At 54.9% G+C, this 19,273-nt stretch carries 13 protein-coding genes and 1 tRNA gene; 12 read left to right on the forward strand and 2 right to left on the reverse strand.

The window, feature by feature from the left end; all coding sequences use genetic code 11:
* Positions 1-75: 75 nt before the first annotated feature.
* The 5 genes from ABDK74_RS06900 (at position 76) to ABDK74_RS06920 (ending at position 5,858) form a co-directional block, all read left to right on the forward strand.
* Positions 76-870: a prepilin peptidase gene (locus ABDK74_RS06900; RefSeq protein WP_346003242.1), complete on the forward strand. Its 795-nt coding sequence runs from the start codon at positions 76-78 to the stop codon at positions 868-870.
* A 192-nt stretch (positions 871-1,062) separates the two neighbouring features.
* The gene (locus ABDK74_RS06905; RefSeq protein WP_346003243.1) at positions 1,063-2,043 is read left to right on the forward strand and encodes a PilN domain-containing protein; all 981 of its coding nucleotides are present in this window, start codon (positions 1,063-1,065) and stop codon (positions 2,041-2,043) included.
* Between the two features lie 5 nt (positions 2,044-2,048).
* A complete protein-coding gene (gene gspM, locus ABDK74_RS06910) occupies positions 2,049-2,678 on the forward strand; it encodes a type II secretion system protein GspM (RefSeq protein WP_346003244.1) in 630 nt (209 codons plus the stop codon).
* A gap of 35 nt (positions 2,679-2,713) precedes the next feature.
* Positions 2,714-5,026, forward strand: coding sequence for a type II secretion system secretin GspD (gspD, locus tag ABDK74_RS06915; RefSeq protein WP_346003245.1), 2,313 nt, complete (start codon positions 2,714-2,716; stop codon positions 5,024-5,026).
* 1 nt (position 5,027) lies between these two features.
* The gene (locus ABDK74_RS06920) at positions 5,028-5,858 is read left to right on the forward strand and encodes a type II secretion system protein GspK (protein ID WP_346003246.1); all 831 of its coding nucleotides are present in this window, start codon (positions 5,028-5,030) and stop codon (positions 5,856-5,858) included.
* Here ABDK74_RS06920 and gspG read toward each other — a convergent pair.
* Positions 5,835-6,278: a type II secretion system major pseudopilin GspG gene (gene gspG / locus ABDK74_RS06925; protein WP_099286316.1), complete on the reverse strand. Its 444-nt coding sequence runs from the start codon at positions 6,276-6,278 to the stop codon at positions 5,835-5,837. The two genes, ABDK74_RS06920 and gspG, sit on opposite strands and share 24 nt — an antisense overlap.
* Before the next feature lie 137 nt (positions 6,279-6,415).
* Here gspG and ABDK74_RS06930 point away from each other — a divergent pair, with 137 nt between their 5' ends.
* The 7 genes from ABDK74_RS06930 to ABDK74_RS06960 all read left to right on the forward strand — a co-directional run bounded on the left by ABDK74_RS06930 (position 6,416) and on the right by ABDK74_RS06960 (position 18,198).
* Complete coding sequence (locus tag ABDK74_RS06930; RefSeq protein ID WP_346003247.1) at positions 6,416-6,835, forward strand: lytic transglycosylase domain-containing protein; 420 nt, start codon at positions 6,416-6,418, stop codon at positions 6,833-6,835.
* 113 nt (positions 6,836-6,948) lie between these two features.
* Positions 6,949-7,024: transfer RNA gene (locus ABDK74_RS06935), tRNA-Glu, on the forward strand.
* A 247-nt stretch (positions 7,025-7,271) separates the two neighbouring features.
* Positions 7,272-7,499 (forward strand): restriction endonuclease, encoded by a 228-nt coding sequence (locus ABDK74_RS06940; RefSeq protein ID WP_346003248.1) that lies wholly within the window; start codon positions 7,272-7,274, stop codon positions 7,497-7,499.
* Between the two features lie 183 nt (positions 7,500-7,682).
* The gene (locus tag ABDK74_RS06945) at positions 7,683-13,694 is read left to right on the forward strand and encodes a DUF3320 domain-containing protein (RefSeq protein WP_408874473.1); all 6,012 of its coding nucleotides are present in this window, start codon (positions 7,683-7,685) and stop codon (positions 13,692-13,694) included.
* 942 nt (positions 13,695-14,636) lie between these two features.
* On the forward strand, positions 14,637-15,851 hold the full coding sequence (locus tag ABDK74_RS06950; RefSeq protein ID WP_346003250.1) for a hypothetical protein: 1,215 nt from the start codon (positions 14,637-14,639) through the stop codon (positions 15,849-15,851).
* Positions 15,852-16,098: 247 nt separating this feature from the next.
* Complete coding sequence (locus ABDK74_RS06955; RefSeq protein ID WP_346003251.1) at positions 16,099-17,340, forward strand: hypothetical protein; 1,242 nt, start codon at positions 16,099-16,101, stop codon at positions 17,338-17,340.
* 94 nt (positions 17,341-17,434) lie between these two features.
* Positions 17,435-18,198 (forward strand): IS5 family transposase gene (locus ABDK74_RS06960; RefSeq protein ID WP_346002506.1). Its coding sequence is split into 2 segments (ribosomal slippage): positions 17,435-17,768 and positions 17,768-18,198, totalling 765 coding nucleotides; the frame shifts between segments, so codons are not numbered across the junction.
* Positions 18,199-18,283: 85 nt separating this feature from the next.
* On the opposite strand, the gene ABDK74_RS06965 is transcribed toward ABDK74_RS06960, so the two are convergent.
* Positions 18,284-19,228 carry a hypothetical protein gene (locus ABDK74_RS06965; RefSeq protein ID WP_346003252.1) on the reverse strand — a complete coding sequence of 315 codons (945 nt, stop codon included), beginning with the start codon at positions 19,226-19,228 and terminating at the stop codon, positions 18,284-18,286.
* Positions 19,229-19,273: the final 45 nt, after the last annotated feature.

The following is a 19,273-nucleotide window of genomic DNA, read 5'->3' on the forward strand; positions in this document are numbered from 1 at the left end:
CGCAGTCTTGTAAGACAAACAGACACGTCTCACGAGCTTGTCGTGCGATTGCAAATCCGCCAGTGTCCCACCGCCATGACCGTTTCCCTGCTTGTTGCCGTTTTCCTTCTGGCCCCGGTTGCGGGGAGTTTTCTGGGCGTGCTCATACGCCGGATCCCGAGGGGGGAAACCGTGGTCTCCGGCCGCTCGCATTGTGAAAGCTGTCATGTTCCGCTGTCTGCCCGCGACCTGATCCCGATCCTGTCCTACGCGATACAGAAGGGGCGATGCAGTCACTGCAAAAGCCGGATTACCCCAGACCATCTCTGGATCGAACTTGCAGCGCTCACCGTGCCCGCCATGGCCCTTCTGGCCCGCGTGATCGCCAGTCATTTTCAGGACATCCCCTTCCAGCTGGCCGACTGGGACGCGCTGTCCTTTGTGGGAGACTGCATCCTCGGCTGGGGGTTGCTCGCCCTGTCCGTGATCGACCTGATCTGCCTGCGCCTTCCAGACATGCTGACGCTGCCGCTGCTTCTGATCGGGCTTGTGGAAGGATATGTCACTGCCGGAACGGACGGCGCGCTGGACCGTGCGCTCGGTAGTACGGCGGGGTGGCTGATCTTCGCGCTCATTGCCGTCGGATACAGGATGATCCGTCACAGGCAGGGTCTCGGAGGGGGGGACGTCAAGCTGCTGGCCATGGGCGGAGCCTGGGTCGGGCTGGGCGCGCTGCCTGTTATCATCGGTGCGGGTTCGGCCTTCGGTATCGTGCTGGCTCTGGCAACGGCCATGCGCTCGGGGCGCTTCAACATGACGATCCTTGTTCCCTTTGGCCCGTGCCTTGCCGCGGCGATCTGGCTGGCGCGTCTCATGCTGTGTCGTTCGTGATCCTGCCATGACTTACCCGATGCCCTGATACAGGGGCAGAGAGGTTTTCGAACTGTCATGAATTTATAATATTCCAGCCCTGTCATCCTGCGGGGGTGCAATGATATTGCCTCGCGGAGCCTTTCATTCCCTTGCATGTGGACCGTTTCATCAGGTGGCCCCTCCCCGCTTTCCCGTGTTCCGTCTCAACACATGATCCTGTCGATACCGGGGTTTGACACTGTCTTCCGCTGGTGGCTGAACCGTATGGCGGAACTCCTGCCTGCCGCCCTGAGGCGGGACCAGAAGCAGGATGTGCGCCTCCCGGTCCGGCGGGACGGGACCCTCGAACCCGGCAGCCTGTCCCGCCTTCCGCTCCCGGCCTCCCGCAAAAAGAGCCTTCTTTCGGCCCGTCCCGCGCCGGTCTGCCTTGTCCTGCCTTCCGGTGCGATCCTTTCGCGTGAACTCACTTTGCCCCGTGCAGCCGCCCCCCATGCAGTGCAGACCATCGGCTACGATCTGGACAGGCTGACCCCGTTCCGCCCCGAAGACGTCGTCTGGACTGTCACGCCAACGGGGAAAGCCTTTCCCCTGCGCAACGGTCAGGTGAGCTTCCGCCTTCTCGTCGCACCCCGTCGTACCTTTGAAGCGGCGATGCAGGAACTGGCAGAGCATGCCGTCATCCCGACGCATCTGCGGTGCGAAGGGCTGGAGGGTGTCCTGCCACTCGGCACGCCCTCAAAAACCACAAAGATCCGGCCGTCCCTGCTCGTCCTGCTGGGTCTTGCCCTGATCGCATCACCATTTATCCGTCAGGAAACCTCGCGTCTGCGGCTTGACCACGCCCTCTCCGCGCTGTCCGCAGAAAAACAGCAGGCCGAGGCACTACGGCGGGACATTGCCGGTTTCACACAGGGGCCAGCCGCTATCCGCCGGGAAGAACACCGGCTCGGATCGTCCCTCCTCGTGTTGCAGACACTCACGCAGGCGTTGCCGGAAGATACATTTCTGACAGAACTGCATCTCCATGAGCGTCATGTCACGCTGGAAGGACAGTCCGCACAGGCCACGCAACTGATCGGCATTCTGGAGCATCATGCCGCATTTTCCAACGCGGCTTTCTCGGGGCCGATCACACGCTCCGAAGACCGTCGGCAGGATCTCTTCACCCTTCATGCTGACGCTCCGGGCTGATCCTGATGTCCGCTTCCGCCTCACCCACCATTTCCGGCCTTCCCGACGGACGAAAAGGACGCGTTCTCGCCCTCGGCATGACGTTCGTCCTGCTCGTGCTGGTCGCATCCGGCGCATCCCTTCTGCTGAACCAGTATGCCGAGGGACAGGCCGATCTGGCCGAACAGCAGGACATCCTCGCCCATACGCAGATCCTCGTGGACACCCTGCCCGATCTTGAAAAACGGGCCCGGACGGCATCGCTTCAGGCGCGTGGCAGCACGCTCCTGATCAGTGAAACCTCGCAGGAAACGGCTCTTGCCCGCCTCCAGCAGATCGTGCACGACACCGCCCTTGAAGGTCAGGCCCTGCCGACGAGCATGGAACCGCTCCCCGTCTCCCGCGCCGGAGCGTTCGAGCGGCTCGGCGTGAGGGTTTCCCTCACCACATCCTATGCCGTGCTGGTCCGTCTTCTGGACGCCCTCGACCACAGCACTGCTCCGCGCCTGCTGGTCGATGATCTCCGGATCGACGTGTCCGGCAACCCGCAGGCGATTGACGAAACTGCTGAAGGGCGTGCCCTGGATGCGTCCTTCACCATCCTCGCATTGCGCGATCCCCACTCCATCGCGGCGTCCACCGCTCCCCGGCCATGATCCCTTTCCGCCGACAGAACAGACTGAGAGACAACGTGCCTGCTTCCCTGTCCCTTGCCATCTCCGGGATGTCCCGCCGTTTCCTCCTCATGGCAGCACTTCCGCCGCTGACCCTGCTGGCGGCCTGTTCTTCCACACCACCACACCTGACACCCCTGCCAATCTCAAAGCATCTGTACGGCCAGACCGCCACGCCCCGCGTTGACGGCCCGGTCGGGAGCATGGAATCCGCCCGGGGCGGTATGCTGAGTTATGGTCGGCCCTCCGGCACCCGTCAGGCCGGCGGCGCCTCCGGAAATGGAACCTTGACCCTGAATTTCGTGGACGCCGATATCCAGTCGGTCACAGACGAAATTCTCGGGCGGCTTCTTCAGGCCAACTATCTCGTCGATTCAAACGTCCACGGCACCATCACCCTGCGCACCCCGCATCCGCTGCGTCAGGATCAGCTTCTGCCGGTTTTTCGGACCGCACTCGCAGGCGCGGGCGCGGCGCTGGTTGAGGAGAACGGCATTTACCGCGTGACCACCCTTGCGGGCACGGAGGGAACCGGTGGCGGAACGGCAGGCAACACGATCGTTCCGCTGCGCTACACCTCGGCTGAAAGTCTGGTGAAGGCGCTTCAGCCCATCCTCAAGGGGGGAGACCACATCGTTGCGGCCCCGGCGGGAAATGCTGTCGTGATTTCGGGCGATCCCGCCACGCGGGCCTCTCTGGAAGAACTGGTCCGGACGTTTGATTCCGATGTGCTGGCCGGACAGTCCTATGCCCTGTTCCCCGCAACCAGCGGAAATGCCAGCGAAGTCTCGCAGGCCCTTCAGGCTGCTCTGGGCAGTAAAAAGGAACAGGCGCTCGCAGGCCGGATGCAGGTCGTGCCCATGCCGCATATCGAAGCGGTGATGGTCATTGCCGCAACCCCCGCACTTCTGGATCAGGCCCGTCGCGCCTTTTCCGTCATCGAGGCGCAACGTCGCAGAACCGTGCGGAAATGGAATGTGTTCTACATCCAGAACAGCCGGGCGAACGACGTGGCTTATGTTCTGCAACAGGCCTTCACCCCCGGCCATGTCACGGCCGTTCCCACGGCAAAAGTCCAGAACTCCTCTTCAGGCTTCCAGAACTCCTCATCCGGTTCCGGCTCGGGGAACGCGGGAGGTTTCGGCAGCGGGATGGGCTTCGGATCTTCCAGTGGCGGGACATCCCAGCAGGGCAACCAGCTCTCCGGCTCAGGTCAGAATAGCCCGTCTTCGGACGGCCAGTCCGGCCAGACGCAGACCGCACAGGACGGAATTTCGAATAATCCGCTGCTCGGGGGGCTGGGTCTGGGCAGTTCGGGCAATAATTCCGAAACGTCGGAAATCCGCATCATTCCCGATACCCAGAACAACGCCGTTCTGGTCTATGGCACAGCCAACGAGATGGAAACCGTGGCCTCCATGCTCCGCAAGGTGGACATCATGCCCCTTCAGGTCCGGGTGGATGCCACAGTCGCCGAAGTGACGCTGAATGACTCGCTCAATTACGGCACGCAGTTCTTTTTCAAGTCGGGCGGAATAAACGGCATTCTCAGCAATGCGTCCCAGTCCCTTGGAAGCGCCAATCTGGTGTCGTCGCAGCTCTCCAGTTCGTTCCCCGGTTTCGTTCTTGGTGGATCAGGACAGGGCGGTGCGCCCTTCGTTATCAACGCACTACAGGCCGTTACGAAAGTGCGCGTTCTGTCCTCGCCTGAACTGATGGTCGTGGACAACCAGCCCGCCTCCCTCATGGTCGGCGATATGGTGCCGTATCTGACCGGCTCGACCACGGGGGTTCTGACGTCGAATTCCACCATCACGAATTCGATCAATTATCAGCCCACGGGCGTGATCCTTCAGGTCACTCCCCATGTCAGCAATGGCGGGACGGTCACGCTAGACATTTCACAGCAGGTCAGTTCCGTGGCGTCCAGCACGACAACAACCGGCAGCGGGTCCATCAACAGCCCGACCTTCTCCCAGCGTCAGGTCACGTCGCGCGTCGTCATTGCGGACGGTCAGACGGTCGGACTGGCCGGGCTGATCTCGGACACGTCCAACCGCAAGAACAGCGGAATGCCCTGGCTGAAGGATATTCCGCTCCTTGGAATGCTGGGGGGGAATCAGGCCAATACACGAAACCGCACGGAACTTCTGATCCTCATTACGCCCCACATCATCCACAGCCAGAGCGAAGCCTACGCCCTGACGGAAGATCTGCGCGAACAGCTTCTTCACGCAGCACTCCTGCCCGCTGAAATGAACAACATGCCCCCGACCGGCTCGGCAGATCCGCAGCACCGCATTCTCAAAGCGGTCGGACTGCACGACTGACATGCCGCCCGGCAGCCCTCTGCGCGAACGGGAGGCAGGGTTTGCGCTGCTACTGGTGCTCTGGACGCTCGCTTTTCTAGCCCTGATCGGCACGCAGGCCCTGATGCTGGGCCGGGCGTCTCTGAACCTCGAAAACACGGCACTCTGGAAAGCGCGGCTCCAGACAACGGCAGACGCCGCCATCACGACGGAACTCTATGCCGTCGCCACAAGGCGCACGCGTCCGACGGGCCAATGGTCTTCCAGCCCTGAGACCACAGAGTTTCAGATCAGGACGCGCAGTCAGATCCGCCGGGACAGGATCAATCCCAACATTGCTAGTCAACCGTTGATGGCGGCGCTCCTGATGACGCAGGGTTTTCCGTCCGATCAGGCCGCCTCTCTGGCAGCCACGCTTCTCGGTTGGCGCAATGAGGGGTTTCATGTGGCGGACAGAGCCTCGGCCTGTGTGTCACTGGGCCTGCCGTTTCATGATCTGGATGATCTTTCGGCCGTTCCCGGCATGACACCCCTGCTGCTTGAAGGGCTGGAGCCGCATCTGTCCTTTGTCCAGCAGGAGCTGCCCGATCTCCATACCAGCGATCCATCCGTCCGGCAGGCTCTACTAAAATCCGGGATTTCAAGTGGCGCGGATCAGACCGATCCGAACAGCGAAGGAACCAGCGGCGTCCTTGTTTCCGTGGACGCCATCGTCTTCCATGGCGCTTTCAGGATGTGGCGTCATGCCGAGGCTGTTATGCTTCCCGATGAACGCCCCATTCCCTGGCGTCTGGTCCGTCTGGAAACCATGACGCCAGACAGCAATCCCTCAGGGATTGCAGATCATTCCTGATCCCGCTTCGCCCCGGCCATTCGGTCCGTGGGAACAGAGATCATAGTCATGCCCTTCCCGCTCCGAAGGAGCATGATACACATACGCATGGTTCCAGGGATCGGACGGAACAGCGCCGCCCTTCAGATAAGGGCCGTTCCAGTTCTCCACCGATGACGGACGATGGACCAGCGCGTCCAGACCTTCCTCCGTGGAGGGGTAATCGCCCGTGTCAAGTTTATACATGTCAAGAACCGTACCGATCCGAGCGATCGACTGCTTGACGACGGACTGGCGCGCCCCTCCCAACTGGCGCAAAGCAGCTGGCGCCACAAGCCCGACCAGCAGACCCAGAATGGCCAGAACCACCAGAATTTCCAGAAGGGTAAATCCGGCATCATCGCGATGCTCGGCACGGGAGACCTGTCTGGGACATGACATTTTGATGACGTACCTTTTTTAACCGTTCGTCAAACGGTACTAAAGCCTTGAACCTTCTCTGCCCAGCGCATGACGAGGCTCACAATGCTGTCTTCATAATTTCTTCATTCCGGACAGAGCGTCCAGACAGGTTTGCCATGCCCGCTCCCCTTCTGGCCTGTATGCTTGCAGCAGCCATCCGGTATGATCTTCCCCCACGGGTGCTGCCTGCCATCTGGCAAGTCGAACGCGGTGCCATCGGTCTCGTCCATCACAATACGAACGGCTCTGACGATCTGGGGCTGATGCAGATCAACACGCAGTGGATCGGACTTCTCTCCCAGATCACCCGCATGCCCGCCACTCAGACGGCTGCGCGCCTCGTCTCGGACGGATGCTTCAATATCGCCGCCTCGGCTCTCATTTTGCGAAGTTACCTCAACGAAACGCACGGAGACCTGCTTCAGGCCGTGGGAGATTATCATTCCCACACACCCCAACTAAACTCCGCTTATCAAAAACGCGTTCTCGAACAGGCCACGCGACTGTTCTCAAACAAAAATCCGTCACTGGAATAATACCTTCGGGCTTCTTTAACGCCGCAAAGCAATCGCTTTGCGTGTTCGCGGCACAAAAACCCAAAATAACACTTGTCAGAATCCGAACGACAGATTAGTAACCCCTTCGCCTCGTCCCATTCGTCTAGAGGCCTAGGACACTGCCCTCTCACGGCGGCAACAGGGGTTCGAATCCCCTATGGGACACCAGCATTTCCAATAATTTAGCGGTTATATAGCGAAGCAATTGATTGCTTTTGGGCCCAGACGAGGCCCACTGTGAAAAACCGAGACATTTACCCTAAAACCGCCCTCCCAGCGGGGTCGAGTGTTATGGCCAAAGTGCAGTATCGGGCCCGCAAGCGCATCGCAGAGTAGGACGTTCCCCTTCTCGAAGAGCCGCGGTGGCGTTGATAACGCAATTAACGAACATCGCCTTAGGCTGGAGCGGATTTACATGCAGGCCTTTATGGGCTCGCTTGTAGGGCATGGATCAACCAAAAGCGCGTTCTTCATCACGTCCTCCTTCAGCATCCCGACGATGGACTACGTTTGTCCCCAGAGACAGCGCGCCATTCTGATTGACAGGGCCACGCTGGCCGATCTGATGACCGAACAGGGCTTGCGTGTCAGCCGCGCGGTAGAGCTCAACAATATTGACCTGAATTGCTTCGAGCCCGACTAACAGATTTTACGCGGACAGATATGGATCATCACGCCGTTGGGGGATGAATCGCATGAAGGTCACTTGAAAATCATGCCCTGATCCGTGACAGTCTTCTGTAACGAAGTATGAATTTTTCTTCATGTTGCGCTCAACGAGATCACAGGCGCATGCATGCGATTATCGAGCGTTGTGGAGATTTCAGTGACAGCCGACCACCAATACATTGCTGACGACGTTGAAATCACCACAGAAGAAAAAAAGCCTGAACTTCGGATCGTCCTACAGGAAACAGTCAATGCGAGCCTGTGGGAGAACAGCGTCCCCATCCTCGAAGAGCTGGAATTCGACAACAAGGGCGAAAATACATATCAGGTTGTTGAAATAACCATCACCAGCGAGCCGCATTTTCTGACCCCACGGTCATGGATGCTCCAGCAGATAGGCCCCGACGAACTTCGGGTTCTGAATGATCGTGACCTGACACTGAACGGGTCATTGCTCTCTGCTCAGACCGAAGCATCAAGAGCCGTGGTAACCATTGTCGTCCGTGCGGGCGAACAGGAACTCACAAAGGTAACGCGTGACGTCCGGATGCTCGCCCGCAATGAGTGGGGCGGGCTGTCCGGTATCCCTGACATTCTGGCGGCTTTTGTTCTTCCCAACGACCCCACTATTGCCCGTATTCTGCGCAGTGCGTCCGAGATCCTGCGGCAGGCCGGCCACTCTCCCTCTCTGGAAGGTTATCAGGGAGACAAAGCGCGTGTCTGGGCGCAGGCTCAGGCGTTATGGTGCGCCATCTGCGCGCTGGATATCACCTATATCAATCCGCCCGCCTCTTTCGTTGAAAACGGCCAGCGTATCCGCCTTCCGACGCAGGTCGTCGAAGATCGTCTGGCGACCTGTCTCGATACGACTGTTCTGTTTGCTGCCTGTCTCGAAGCCATTGGTTTGCGCCCCCTGATCGTTCTGACGCGCGGGCACGCCTTTGCAGGCCTATGGCTGGCCCAACAGGATGCGGGTTCTTCGGTGGTGCAGGACTTACCCGGCATTCGCAACCGCCTGAAGCTCGATGATCTGCGCGTCTTTGAAACGACTTTGGTGACGGCCGCCCATAAACCCAGCTTCACCGCAGCCTGTGAGCATGGCGAGGCGCATCTGCGCAAAATAGACGATGACGATCCGGAGGCGTTCCGCGAAGTCATCGATATTTACCGGGCGCGCCTGCGCCGTATTCGTCCCCTCTCCACTTCCCTTGGCGCGTCGGGTGCCGACGCGGCAGAAATCATCCCCGACGATTCAGCGGGGCAACCGGCATTCGAGGCGGCTCCCCCTTTACGTGAGGACCGCGAGGAAGAGCGCCTGCCAGACCGTCCGGCAGATCGCGTGCAGAGATGGTGCAATCGCCTGCTCGACATGTCCGCGCGGAACCGACTGCTGAATCTGCCCAAATCAGATCGCCAACTGATAGAACTCGACTGCCCTGATCCAGCTGCGCTGGAAGACATGGTGGCGGAGATGCGCTCGGGCGGGAGCGCCAAACCGCTTCGTTTTGTCGCCGCGCCCGGGCTCATGGACGATGATGATCCCAGAAACAAGGCACTTCATCAGGGACGACATCACGAAGATGCCTCCAGAGCGTATGCTTTTGAAGCTCTCAAACGGCGCGAGATCGTCGTTCAGCGGAAAGAGGACAAGCTCCAAACCGCACTGACCGAAATTTACCGGCACGCCAGAAATTCCGAGCAGGAAGGCGGCACGAACGTCCTTTTCCTGACGATCGGGGCGCTGGCCTGGACATCGCAGGATAAATCCCGGCCGTATCTCGCTCCTCTCATTCTCGTTCCGGTCATTCTGGAACGAGCCAGCATCAAGTCACCCTTCACGCTCCGGGCGCACGGTGATGAAACCCGTATCAACACAACGCTGCTGGAAATGCTGCGCGCCGAATATGATATCCGGATTCCCCTGCTGGAAGCAGAATCGCTTCCGGAGGATGAGTCCGGCCTCGATGTTTCAAAAATCATCGAAGCCTTCCGGTTGCATCTTCGACACATTCCAGGCTGGGAAATTCGCGACCACGTCAGCCTGACGACATTGAGCTTCGCGAAATTCCTGATGTGGAAGGATCTGCTGGAGCGAAAAGAGCATCTCGCCACAAACGACGTCGCCAGTCGTCTGCTGAACGGAGTCAAGGACGGCGAACAGGCAGGCCCTGCTCTGCCGGACGGTTTCAATCCTGCTGATGACCTCGACGATGCTCTCGCCAAAGCCGATCTTGTCTGCCCGATGGAAGCCGACTCATCTCAGCTCAAGGCCATCGCACGCGCAGCAGCGGGCGAAAACTTCGTCCTGCTCGGACCACCTGGCACCGGGAAAAGCCAGACGATCGGCAATATCATTGCCAACACGCTCGCTCAGGGTCGTACGGTCCTTTTTGTGGCTGAAAAACGAACGGCGCTTGAAGTCGTCCGTGCGCGCCTGTCTAAACTGGGCATTGCTGAATTCTGTCTGGATCTGTTCTCGCCCAAAGCGAACAAAATGGCGGTGTTACAACAGTTCCAGACTGCACAGGCTGCGCTGGAAGATTTTCAGCCTGAAGAATATTCACGGACAAAACAGACGCTTGATACCATTCGTACAGAACTGAACGCCTATGTCCGCGATCTTCATACGCCCCGCCGCAATGGCTGGACGCCCTATCGCGGAATTGGCGTCACTCTTCGCGCACAGGAATCATCGATCGTCCGCATTCCTCTGGAATGGGCCAATGCAGATGTTCATTCAAAAGTGGATTACGATGCGCTGGTCCAGTCCGTTGAGGATCTGTCGACGCTCTACGCCCGCATCGGAGACGTCGTCGTCTCACCCAGACTGGCAGGTCTTGAGCAGACGGACTGGTCGCCACTGTGGGAGGGCAGACTGCTTGACGCCGTCAATGGGACCCTCTCCGCCCTTGGCGGGCTGAGAGAGGCGGCCCAGAGCGTGATCAAGGCGCTTTCCCTGCCTCAGAACAATTTCTCTCTTCAGCGGCTTGAACAGATCAGGGCACTTTGCTCACATCTCCTGTTGCCCAATGCAGCGGCATGGAGCTTTACAGAAAGTGCACGCGAAATCCGCGATGCCATATTGCTGGAACAGGAACCTGTTACACGGTGCCACACCCTGACAGCAGATCTTGATGCCCGATGGAAAGACAGCGTACGCACTCTTCCACTGGCTGAAACCCTTGCGGAGTGGCGCGCCACCAAGGAAAAATGGCTACTCGCGCGGTCCATGGGGCAGAAAGCCATCCGCAAACGGCTTGAGCAGCATGCTATTGCCCTGCCTGAAGACTGCGAAAGCGACCTTGAGGCTCTTGTCGAACGTGCGGCCCTTCTTGAAAAGCTCGCGAATGCGTCTCACAAGACAAACATCGGTCCGATGTGGCGAGGTCTGGAGACTGACTTTGACGCAATCAACGCCGCGTTTGACTGGGGACAGGAAACACGCACGCGCCTTGCAGGCTGTACGGCTGAAACGGGCGAGTTGCTCACTGCACGCGCCCATCTCAGAACCCTTCTCACGGAAGGACAAGATCTTCTCGCACCCGGCGGAACAATCCACGCCTCCCTGACCCGTTATCTGGCTGCATTTATCGACCTTGATGCCGCCGTGAAAACACTGGCGAACTTTAGCGCCAGCGACATTACCCAACTGGCTCCCCCCGAAAATCCCGCTTGGCTCGAACAGACCTCAGACAAGCTGCGGGACTGGAAAGAGGCTGCTCGCGAACTGCGCGACTGGTGTTCATGGCGCCGCGCCTGCCATCAAGCTGCACAACTCGGTCTGACACCCATGATTGAAGCCATCGAGCATGGGTTGGTCGCAAAAGATGACGTACTGGCCGCTTTCGAAGCGAATTACGCTCGCTGGTGGACCATGCACGCGGTCAGTGAGTCCGTCCTGCTGAGCAGTTTCGTGGCCGCGACCCACGAAGGACGGATTATCAGGTTCCGCGAACTGGACGAAAAACTGAAAACCCTGGCCATCCGTCTGATCCGGGCACGCCTTGCGGGACGTATTCCTGGCGAGACCGCACGACAGCACGATCCGGAATACAAAGTTCTGACGCGCGAGATCGCCAAGAAATCCCGTCATCTTCCGGTCCGTCAATTGGCCGAAAAGATGCCGAGTGCCCTTCGCACCCTCACTCCCTGTCTCATGATGAGTCCGTTGTCGGTCGCGCAGTATTTGCCCGCCGATGCAGATCCGTTCGATCTTGTTATCTTTGACGAAGCGTCCCAGATCGCAACATGGGACGCGATTGGCGCCATCGGACGAGGCAAACAGGTCATCGTGGTCGGCGATCCCAAACAGTTGCCACCCACGGATTTCTTCACGGCGGGCCGGGTGGGGGCTGATGCTGATCCATCCGATGAGATGACCGACCTTGACTCGATCCTCGACGAATGTCTCGGGGCAGGTATCCCGGCCATCAGTCTGGAGTGGCATTATCGCAGTCGTCACGAAAGTCTTATCGCATTTTCGAACCAATCTTATTACGGCGGGGATCTGGTCACCTTTCCCTCACCGGTTACAGCGGATCAGGCCGTCTCTTTCCGTTTTGTCCCGAAAGGGATTTATGAACCGGGCAGGAATGGGTCACACACCAATCCTGCGGAGGCCCGGATGGTGGTTGCCGAGGCTGTGCGGATCATGCGCGATGGCACTGACCGCTCGGTCGGTATCGTCACTTTCAACGCAGAGCAGCAGAAACTGATTGTCGATCTTCTGGACTCGGAAGTCCGCAAAGATCCTGCGCTTGAAAGATTTACGGGAGAACAGGCTCATGAGCCTGTGCTTGTGAAAAATCTGGAAAACGTACAGGGCGAAGAGCGGGACGTGATGCTGTTCTCGCTCACCTACGGGCCTGACATCGCGGGCAAAATTTCCATGAATTTTGGCCCCCTGAACCGTGATGGTGGGGAACGTCGTCTCAATGTTGCGATCACGCGCGCTCGCGAACAGTTAATCGTGTTCGGGTCGCTGCGGGGGGATCAGATTGCGATAGAACGAACACGCGCGGCTGGTGTTCGGGACCTGCGCCGCTTCCTGCTGTTCGCAGAACGGGGTCCAATGGCTCTTGCCGGCGCCCATGAAGGATCTGTTGGAGGATATGACAGTCCTTTCGAAGTCGAAGTTGCTACGATGCTTCAGGCAAAAGACTGGGAGGTCACGACACAGGTTGGCGTCTCCGGTTTCCGTGTGGATCTGGGCGTCATTGATCCCGATTTACCCAGCACATTTCTAGCAGGCATAGAGTGCGATGGCGCCACCTATCACCGGAGTGCCACGGCACGCGATCGCGATCGCCTGAGACAGGCTGTTCTTGAAAATCTCGGCTGGAACATTCTGCGCATCTGGTCCACGGACTGGTGGACCAATGCCCCTCGCGAAGTTGAGCGGATTGACGTTGCCCTGCGAGGCTTTCTGGAGATTGCCCGCCAAGAGCGTGCTGATCAAGCCGAGCAGGACGCAGCAAAAGCTGAAACACTACTGAACACGGGTCCTATTGAGCACGAAGAAGACCCCGCTGTTTCAATCGAGACCGCGGAATGTGAAGTGGTTACCGATCAACCCGCCAAAGAACCTTCATCTGAACAGATCGAGCATTTGGAGCTTCTGTACGCAAAGGCACCCGAACATATGCCATCAGATGATGTAACCAGTTCGGATATCGAGGCCGATCCATCCAGATTTACGCAGGACGATTATCTGCCGACGTTGGCTCGCCTTGTCGTTCGCACTGTTGATCAGGAAAAAGTCATTCGGGAAGACGTTCTTATTCAGACTCTGTCGCGGGCACATGGCTTCAGTCGGGTCGGGCGCGAAATTCGCGAACGCGTCCAAAGCGCTATTCCCACATCAATGGCGCGCACCGAGGAAGATATCGGCACTTTCATATGGTCGGATCGACAGCCTGTCGTCCCAAAACTGCCTCTGACGTCATTAACGGCTGAGAAATCCGTGGACCCGGCCATGTTCCCTCTTGCAGCCCTCGTGGACCTGGCAAGCCGCGCCATCGCTATCGACTGTCCAGACGACGACGCAATTGCACGAATGCGCGATGCCTGCGGTATGAGTCGTATGGGACAGGCAACACGAGCACGATTTGCCACAGCTCTGAATGAAGCACGCCGTATGAAAGATGCGCCCGATACGTTTCATCTATAAAAAAACGCTGCCTGCCAGCCTTGAATTGGCAGGCTTTCAAAGTAATTGGGAGCCGGAATACCAACCCTCTGAAAATGTCGCAGACTGCGTGAAGCACAACATAGTTCTTCACCATCGCTGTCGCCGCGATTGTCGCGGCAAACTGGCTTCAGACTGAACACGACTGGAGCGTAGATCGAAACTTGCGAGGACGGCATTATGCGCTGACGGATGATGGACCGGGAAGCGCTATATTCTAATCTACCAGGAGGCGATACTAGTCCTCTTGAGGAAAATAAATCGGCATCTGCTGTAGATGAATACTGATGGCCTCGATCCCCATACAGACACAGAGAGTACCCACGGTCAGGATGAGCCGGATCTGAAGATTGGCACCAGATCATATAAAAGCGGCTGCTTTTGCTCCCATCCACTGAGGGGCAGAGCCTTGTCCAGATTAGGGCGGAAGGCCTCAAAATCCCCAACCAGGAAAAAGTTGGTTGCCAGGTCCTCACAGTCGGACAAAGCGCTCTGCAAAATCAAAAGAAATCGGCGCGCTACACGAGCCATTCCAATTCCAAAAAAAAGAATACAACCACAAAGGCGGCTTACCTGTAAGAATTTATTCCACGCCACCAAAATACTAAACAAAAAGAAAAAATTATATATATTAAAATAAACTCATAGTGGAAATTTTATATAAAATTAGTTTATTCCTATTCTTAATTTTTAACTAATAACTTTACAAGTAATTTTTAGTTATCATCTACAGATACAATTATATTGTTATAATCAAAATTATTTTATTCACAGAAATAAATGAACTTTTCATTTTTGATTCCGTTAAAAACATTCAAATTATCTCCACCCCACCTATTGTAATATAAATTACTATTTTGATTTTATTTATCAAAATAGTTTGGATTTAATTATATAAATATCAATTATTCATGGATATATATCATGATTTTTTGTAATGACTTTGTATCAATGAATTTTTCTCCAAAAATCAATAATGATGGAATAAGAGACAATACTATAATCGTAACAATAAGTGGAATTGGGCATGAACATGATTCAGATAAATATATTCTGTTAGAAGATGATTTTTCTGATTTCAATTTGCTTGGCATAACCAGTAAAAAAAGAGATTTTTTTATCAATAATTCTACAAATATAGCCATAGACTTTTTGAAAAATTTTTTGGGGCAATTCTCTGAAGTGATTGTTATTACCCATTCTATGGGTGGTTTTTTTGGATTTTATTTAAATAAATACATAGACATTGATTTATGTATTGTTTGCAGCCCGTATCTATCTCTTTCTTCAGAGGAAATGAATTTAAGCAATGATGACAATAGGGTGTTACAAGACAGAATAAGTGGGTTTTGCATAGAGAATTACTGCATTAATAAAATTAAAGTATCAAATTTAGAATTAAAAAGACAAGAAAATCTAATAATTATAATCGATCCAATTTTAATTGATGATAAAAAAACAGTCCACATGATAGATACGTTTTTTAAAAAAATTAATGTTATCATGCTTCCAAACTGCGGACATTTATCACTTTATTATTTGGAGAGAAGCCATATAATAAGCTCAATAATAAGAAATAAAATAAAAACTATTTATAAATTATTTGTTAAGAAAATAATAAGCGGCGTATTAACTTTTTATCTTCGGTGCGTTTCTTTTAGAAGTTCAAAAATTTGTATCAAGAGTCAAATTTATTTCAACGATCAGGAACTTCATAAAAATTATTATTCCTTTGTCTATGACGCATCGTGTTCAGATGAGAACAATGACCATTATATACTTATCAATAAATATGGTTGCATTATGAGTTTTTGCCTCTCAAAATTAGGAATTTCTTGGTCATCAATGCCTTTTGAAGACGGTAAATTTTCTGCTGTCATTATGAATAAGCACAAAAATATGTGCTTTTCGTTCTATAATGAGCAACTTATTGAAATGGACTATAAAAAAGTCCATTTAGAATTAAATAAATCAGAAAATGAATTTTCAAAAATTCCCTTTTCAAGAGATTTTTTTACTAATTACTTCAATAAATTAAGCTTTAACGAAAAAATAGATCTTTATTCAATCATAAATAGGAATAAAAAAATTCATGAGAATAAATTAAAATCTATTTTTAACAGATTTATTGGAGCATAATATAAATAAAATACGAGAAATTTTTAAATTATTACTCCAAGGAGAGGTTTTAATTTATTTATCCTTCGCAATTAACCGTCTTTGTGGAACAAAATCACATGACGAACGGTCGCCTCCGTTCCCATATTGGTATTTGATCTCAAGTTCCGCCCGAATGAGCCAGACCGTTGCCAGACAGGTTGACGTCAGCATGTACTTTTAACGTCTCAGCCAGAATAATTTTTCTCTGTCTTGATGGAGCACGGGCATGTTGATTGGGACTATCGCTTCGGGAGGCACTGAAGCAGGTGCTCAGACGGCGGGCAGCGAACTGGAACATGCTGGCTCGGAGAGTACCAAGACGGGAAAGAAAGCCGACAAGAATGCGGCCTATAACGAGAATCTGGAACAGGGAATGGATACGCTTCAGCAGAGCGATCCGGCCCTGTTTTCAAAGATCATGACCGCTGGAGAGTCCGGAAACGGCAACAGCCTCGTCGAAGATGAGCTTCAGGCTTACAAGAACGGCGATCTAACCAAGAGCCAGGCAATTGCAGCGATTTCCGGCGCCCAGTCACTGGCAAATAACAATGGCGGCGGACGGATCAACAAGAAAGAGCGGGCCGAGGCGAAAGAGGTTCTGGGGGGAAGCTATATCAAGGGCGGCCAGACCCGTGCCGGTCATGCAATTCTCAAATTTCTTGAAGATACGTCCCCCATTGCCCAGATCGTGAAGGGCATCAAGTCCAAAACGTCTGATGGACCGGGGAAGGAAACGATTCTTCAGGCAGGAAGCGGCGCTTTGTCGACCGCGACACAGCAGGCCATGTCTGATCTCGAACAGACAGATCCTTCTCTGGCCCAACAGTTTTCGACCGATGCCAGCAAGAAGAATGGCAATGCCATGGCGCAGGATCTGGAGATTGCTGGCGAAGAAGCCGTCAACTCTGGGGGAGCGTTTTCTGATGCAGATGCAGCAACACTCGGAAGTCAGATTGGGCAGATGGGGGCGGGAAAAGTCTCCAAAAAAGATGCGGCAGCTTTTGAGGCCGAATTCGGGGAGGGCACGATTGATCGTGGCAGTACAAAGGCCTCCAAAGGGTGGGACAAGTTCGAAACGGGGATTGGAAATTTCCTGTCCTCTGTTGTTTCTCCGCTGACAGACGGGGTCGGAATGATCGACCAGTTTGCCAAAGGGAATAAGAGTCAGGGTCTGAAAGATCTGGGCGGGATGTTTGAAGGCGTCGCCAGCGATGCCGCGCTGCTCTTTGTTCCCGAGATCGCGCCGGAAGTGGATGGGGCAACCGCTGCTGCCCGCACTGCTGAAGGCGTTGCGGAGAGTGCAGGGAAAGGTGCATCTTCAATTGGCGACATTCTCAAAAGTGCCGCTGGCAAGGTGGGCGACGGCCTCATGACAGGCGTAGATACCCTGGATTATGGATATAATATCTACTCCATGGGACAGGGCGGTCCGACTGCTCAGCAGCACAAAAATGCAGAACAAGCCTGATCAGGCTGTATTCTGGTTTTAGGCTCAGGACCTATTAAAATATTGAACTGAGCGAGACGTTGTGATTCACAGGCTTACCGATGGAGGTAAGGCTGTGAGTGACGTATTTTTGCTGTCTGAACGCCAGATGGAGCGGATTGAGCCGTTTTTTCCTCTGCCGCATGGAGTGCCCCGTGTGGATGACCGGCGTGTTTTGAGCGGGATCGTTTATGTGATCCGCAACGGGCTTCAGTGGAAAGACGCTCCGAAAGCGTATGGCCCGCACAAGACTTTATACAATCGTTTTATTCGCTGGAGCCGCCTGGGTGTCTTCGACCGGATCTTTGTCGCCCTGACAGAACAGGCTGGCCGTTCAAAGCGCCTGATGATCGATGCAACACACCTCAAGGCACACAGAACGGCGGCGTCTCTACTCAAAAAGGGGCTTTTCCCCGCCATATCGGACGGACAAAAGGCGGCCTGAACTCAAAACTCCATGCCGTGTGCGATAGTCAGGGCAGGCCTGTTCGCCTCTATCTGACAGCAGGACAAGTCAGTGACTTCAAAGGCGCAGACGTGCTGCTGGCAGATCTCCCCGAAGAGACAGAAGAAGTCATCGGGGACAGAGGCTATGACAGCAACCGGATCAGGTTATCGCTTGCAGAACGCAATATCACTGCCTGTATTCCCCCGAAAAAGAACCGGAAATCAAAGCTGCCTTACGACTGGCATCTGTATAAAAAGCGCCACCTCATCGAAAACATGTTCGCGAAACTCAAAGACTGGCGACGTATTGCGACCAGATACGACCGATGCGCTCATATCTTCATGTCCGCAATCCATATCGCAGCAACCTTCATCTTCTATCTTAAAGAATGAGTCCTGAGCCTAGGCTTCCAAAGACAAAAAGCCATAAACCGGGGCGATACGGCCCCGGTTTATGGCTTGGTTATTTAACCCTGATTCAGGCGTTTCCGAAATCCGCAGTGTAATGCTGGCTTGCATCCTGCGCCATGGTCATCGGATTGGAACTGGTGGCGTTGCGATCGTCATCGGGATGGAGATAGGCGTTGCCTGTTCCCAGATTTGACTCCATATAAGCGCCGCCATCTTTCATGTCCTGCGTTGAGCCGTCATACCATCCGGTTACGGTAGCGCGGCCGCCTGCGTCCTTTGTTACGGCGTTGGAGGGGGCGTCACTGGCAATGCTCTTGCTATCGCCTGCGGTCTTGCCATTTCCATCAGAGACTTTGATGGATGCGTTGCGTCCGTCAATATAACTGACATCGTCATTGTTGACGCCCTTGGCATCCGCATAGAACTCCAGACGGCTGGCAGTGGACTGGAAATTGCCGGATGAATCTGCCTCGGCGTCATAGCCGCCCTGACCATTCTGATATTTCAGCGTGCCAGTCTGGCCGGGTTTGAGGTCGATCTCAGCTGTAGGCTGGGTCGTGGACCCGCCGTTGAGAAACTGGCCGATTTTTTCATCGTGATTGCTGGTATTGGTGATGGTGGTCGTATTGGGACCGTCTCCCGCATTGACGCTGGAAGTGCCAGACGTTGCCGCAGCGGGGCTGGACGCGTCGCTCGAAGCCGGAGCGGCTGCGGGCAAGGTGTTTCCTGTTGCGGGTATCGCAGATGCAGAAGGCGCACCGGCCGGAGAGATGGCAGGGCTTGGCGTAGCGGAACCCGGGCTTGTGGAGCCTTCTTTATTTCCCTGCTTCAGCAGGGCCATGAGTTCCTGAAAGACTTCCGCAAGTTTGGCTTCTTCCTGCGTGTTCTGTGGACCACTGCTCTGGCCTGCGCCATTCGCGCTTCCTGTACCGGAAGACAGGCTTCCGGACTGCATTGCGGCCATCAGTTCCTGAATCAGGCTCTGTGTGTCGGGCGTAATTGAAGTGCTCATGTCGTCCTCATCGTGCGGCTGAAAGCGGGCATGACAAACGGATTC

It is taken from the genome of Gluconobacter sp. OJB, assembly GCF_039638275.1.
In the GTDB taxonomy this organism is placed as follows: domain Bacteria; phylum Pseudomonadota; class Alphaproteobacteria; order Acetobacterales; family Acetobacteraceae; genus Gluconobacter; species Gluconobacter cerevisiae.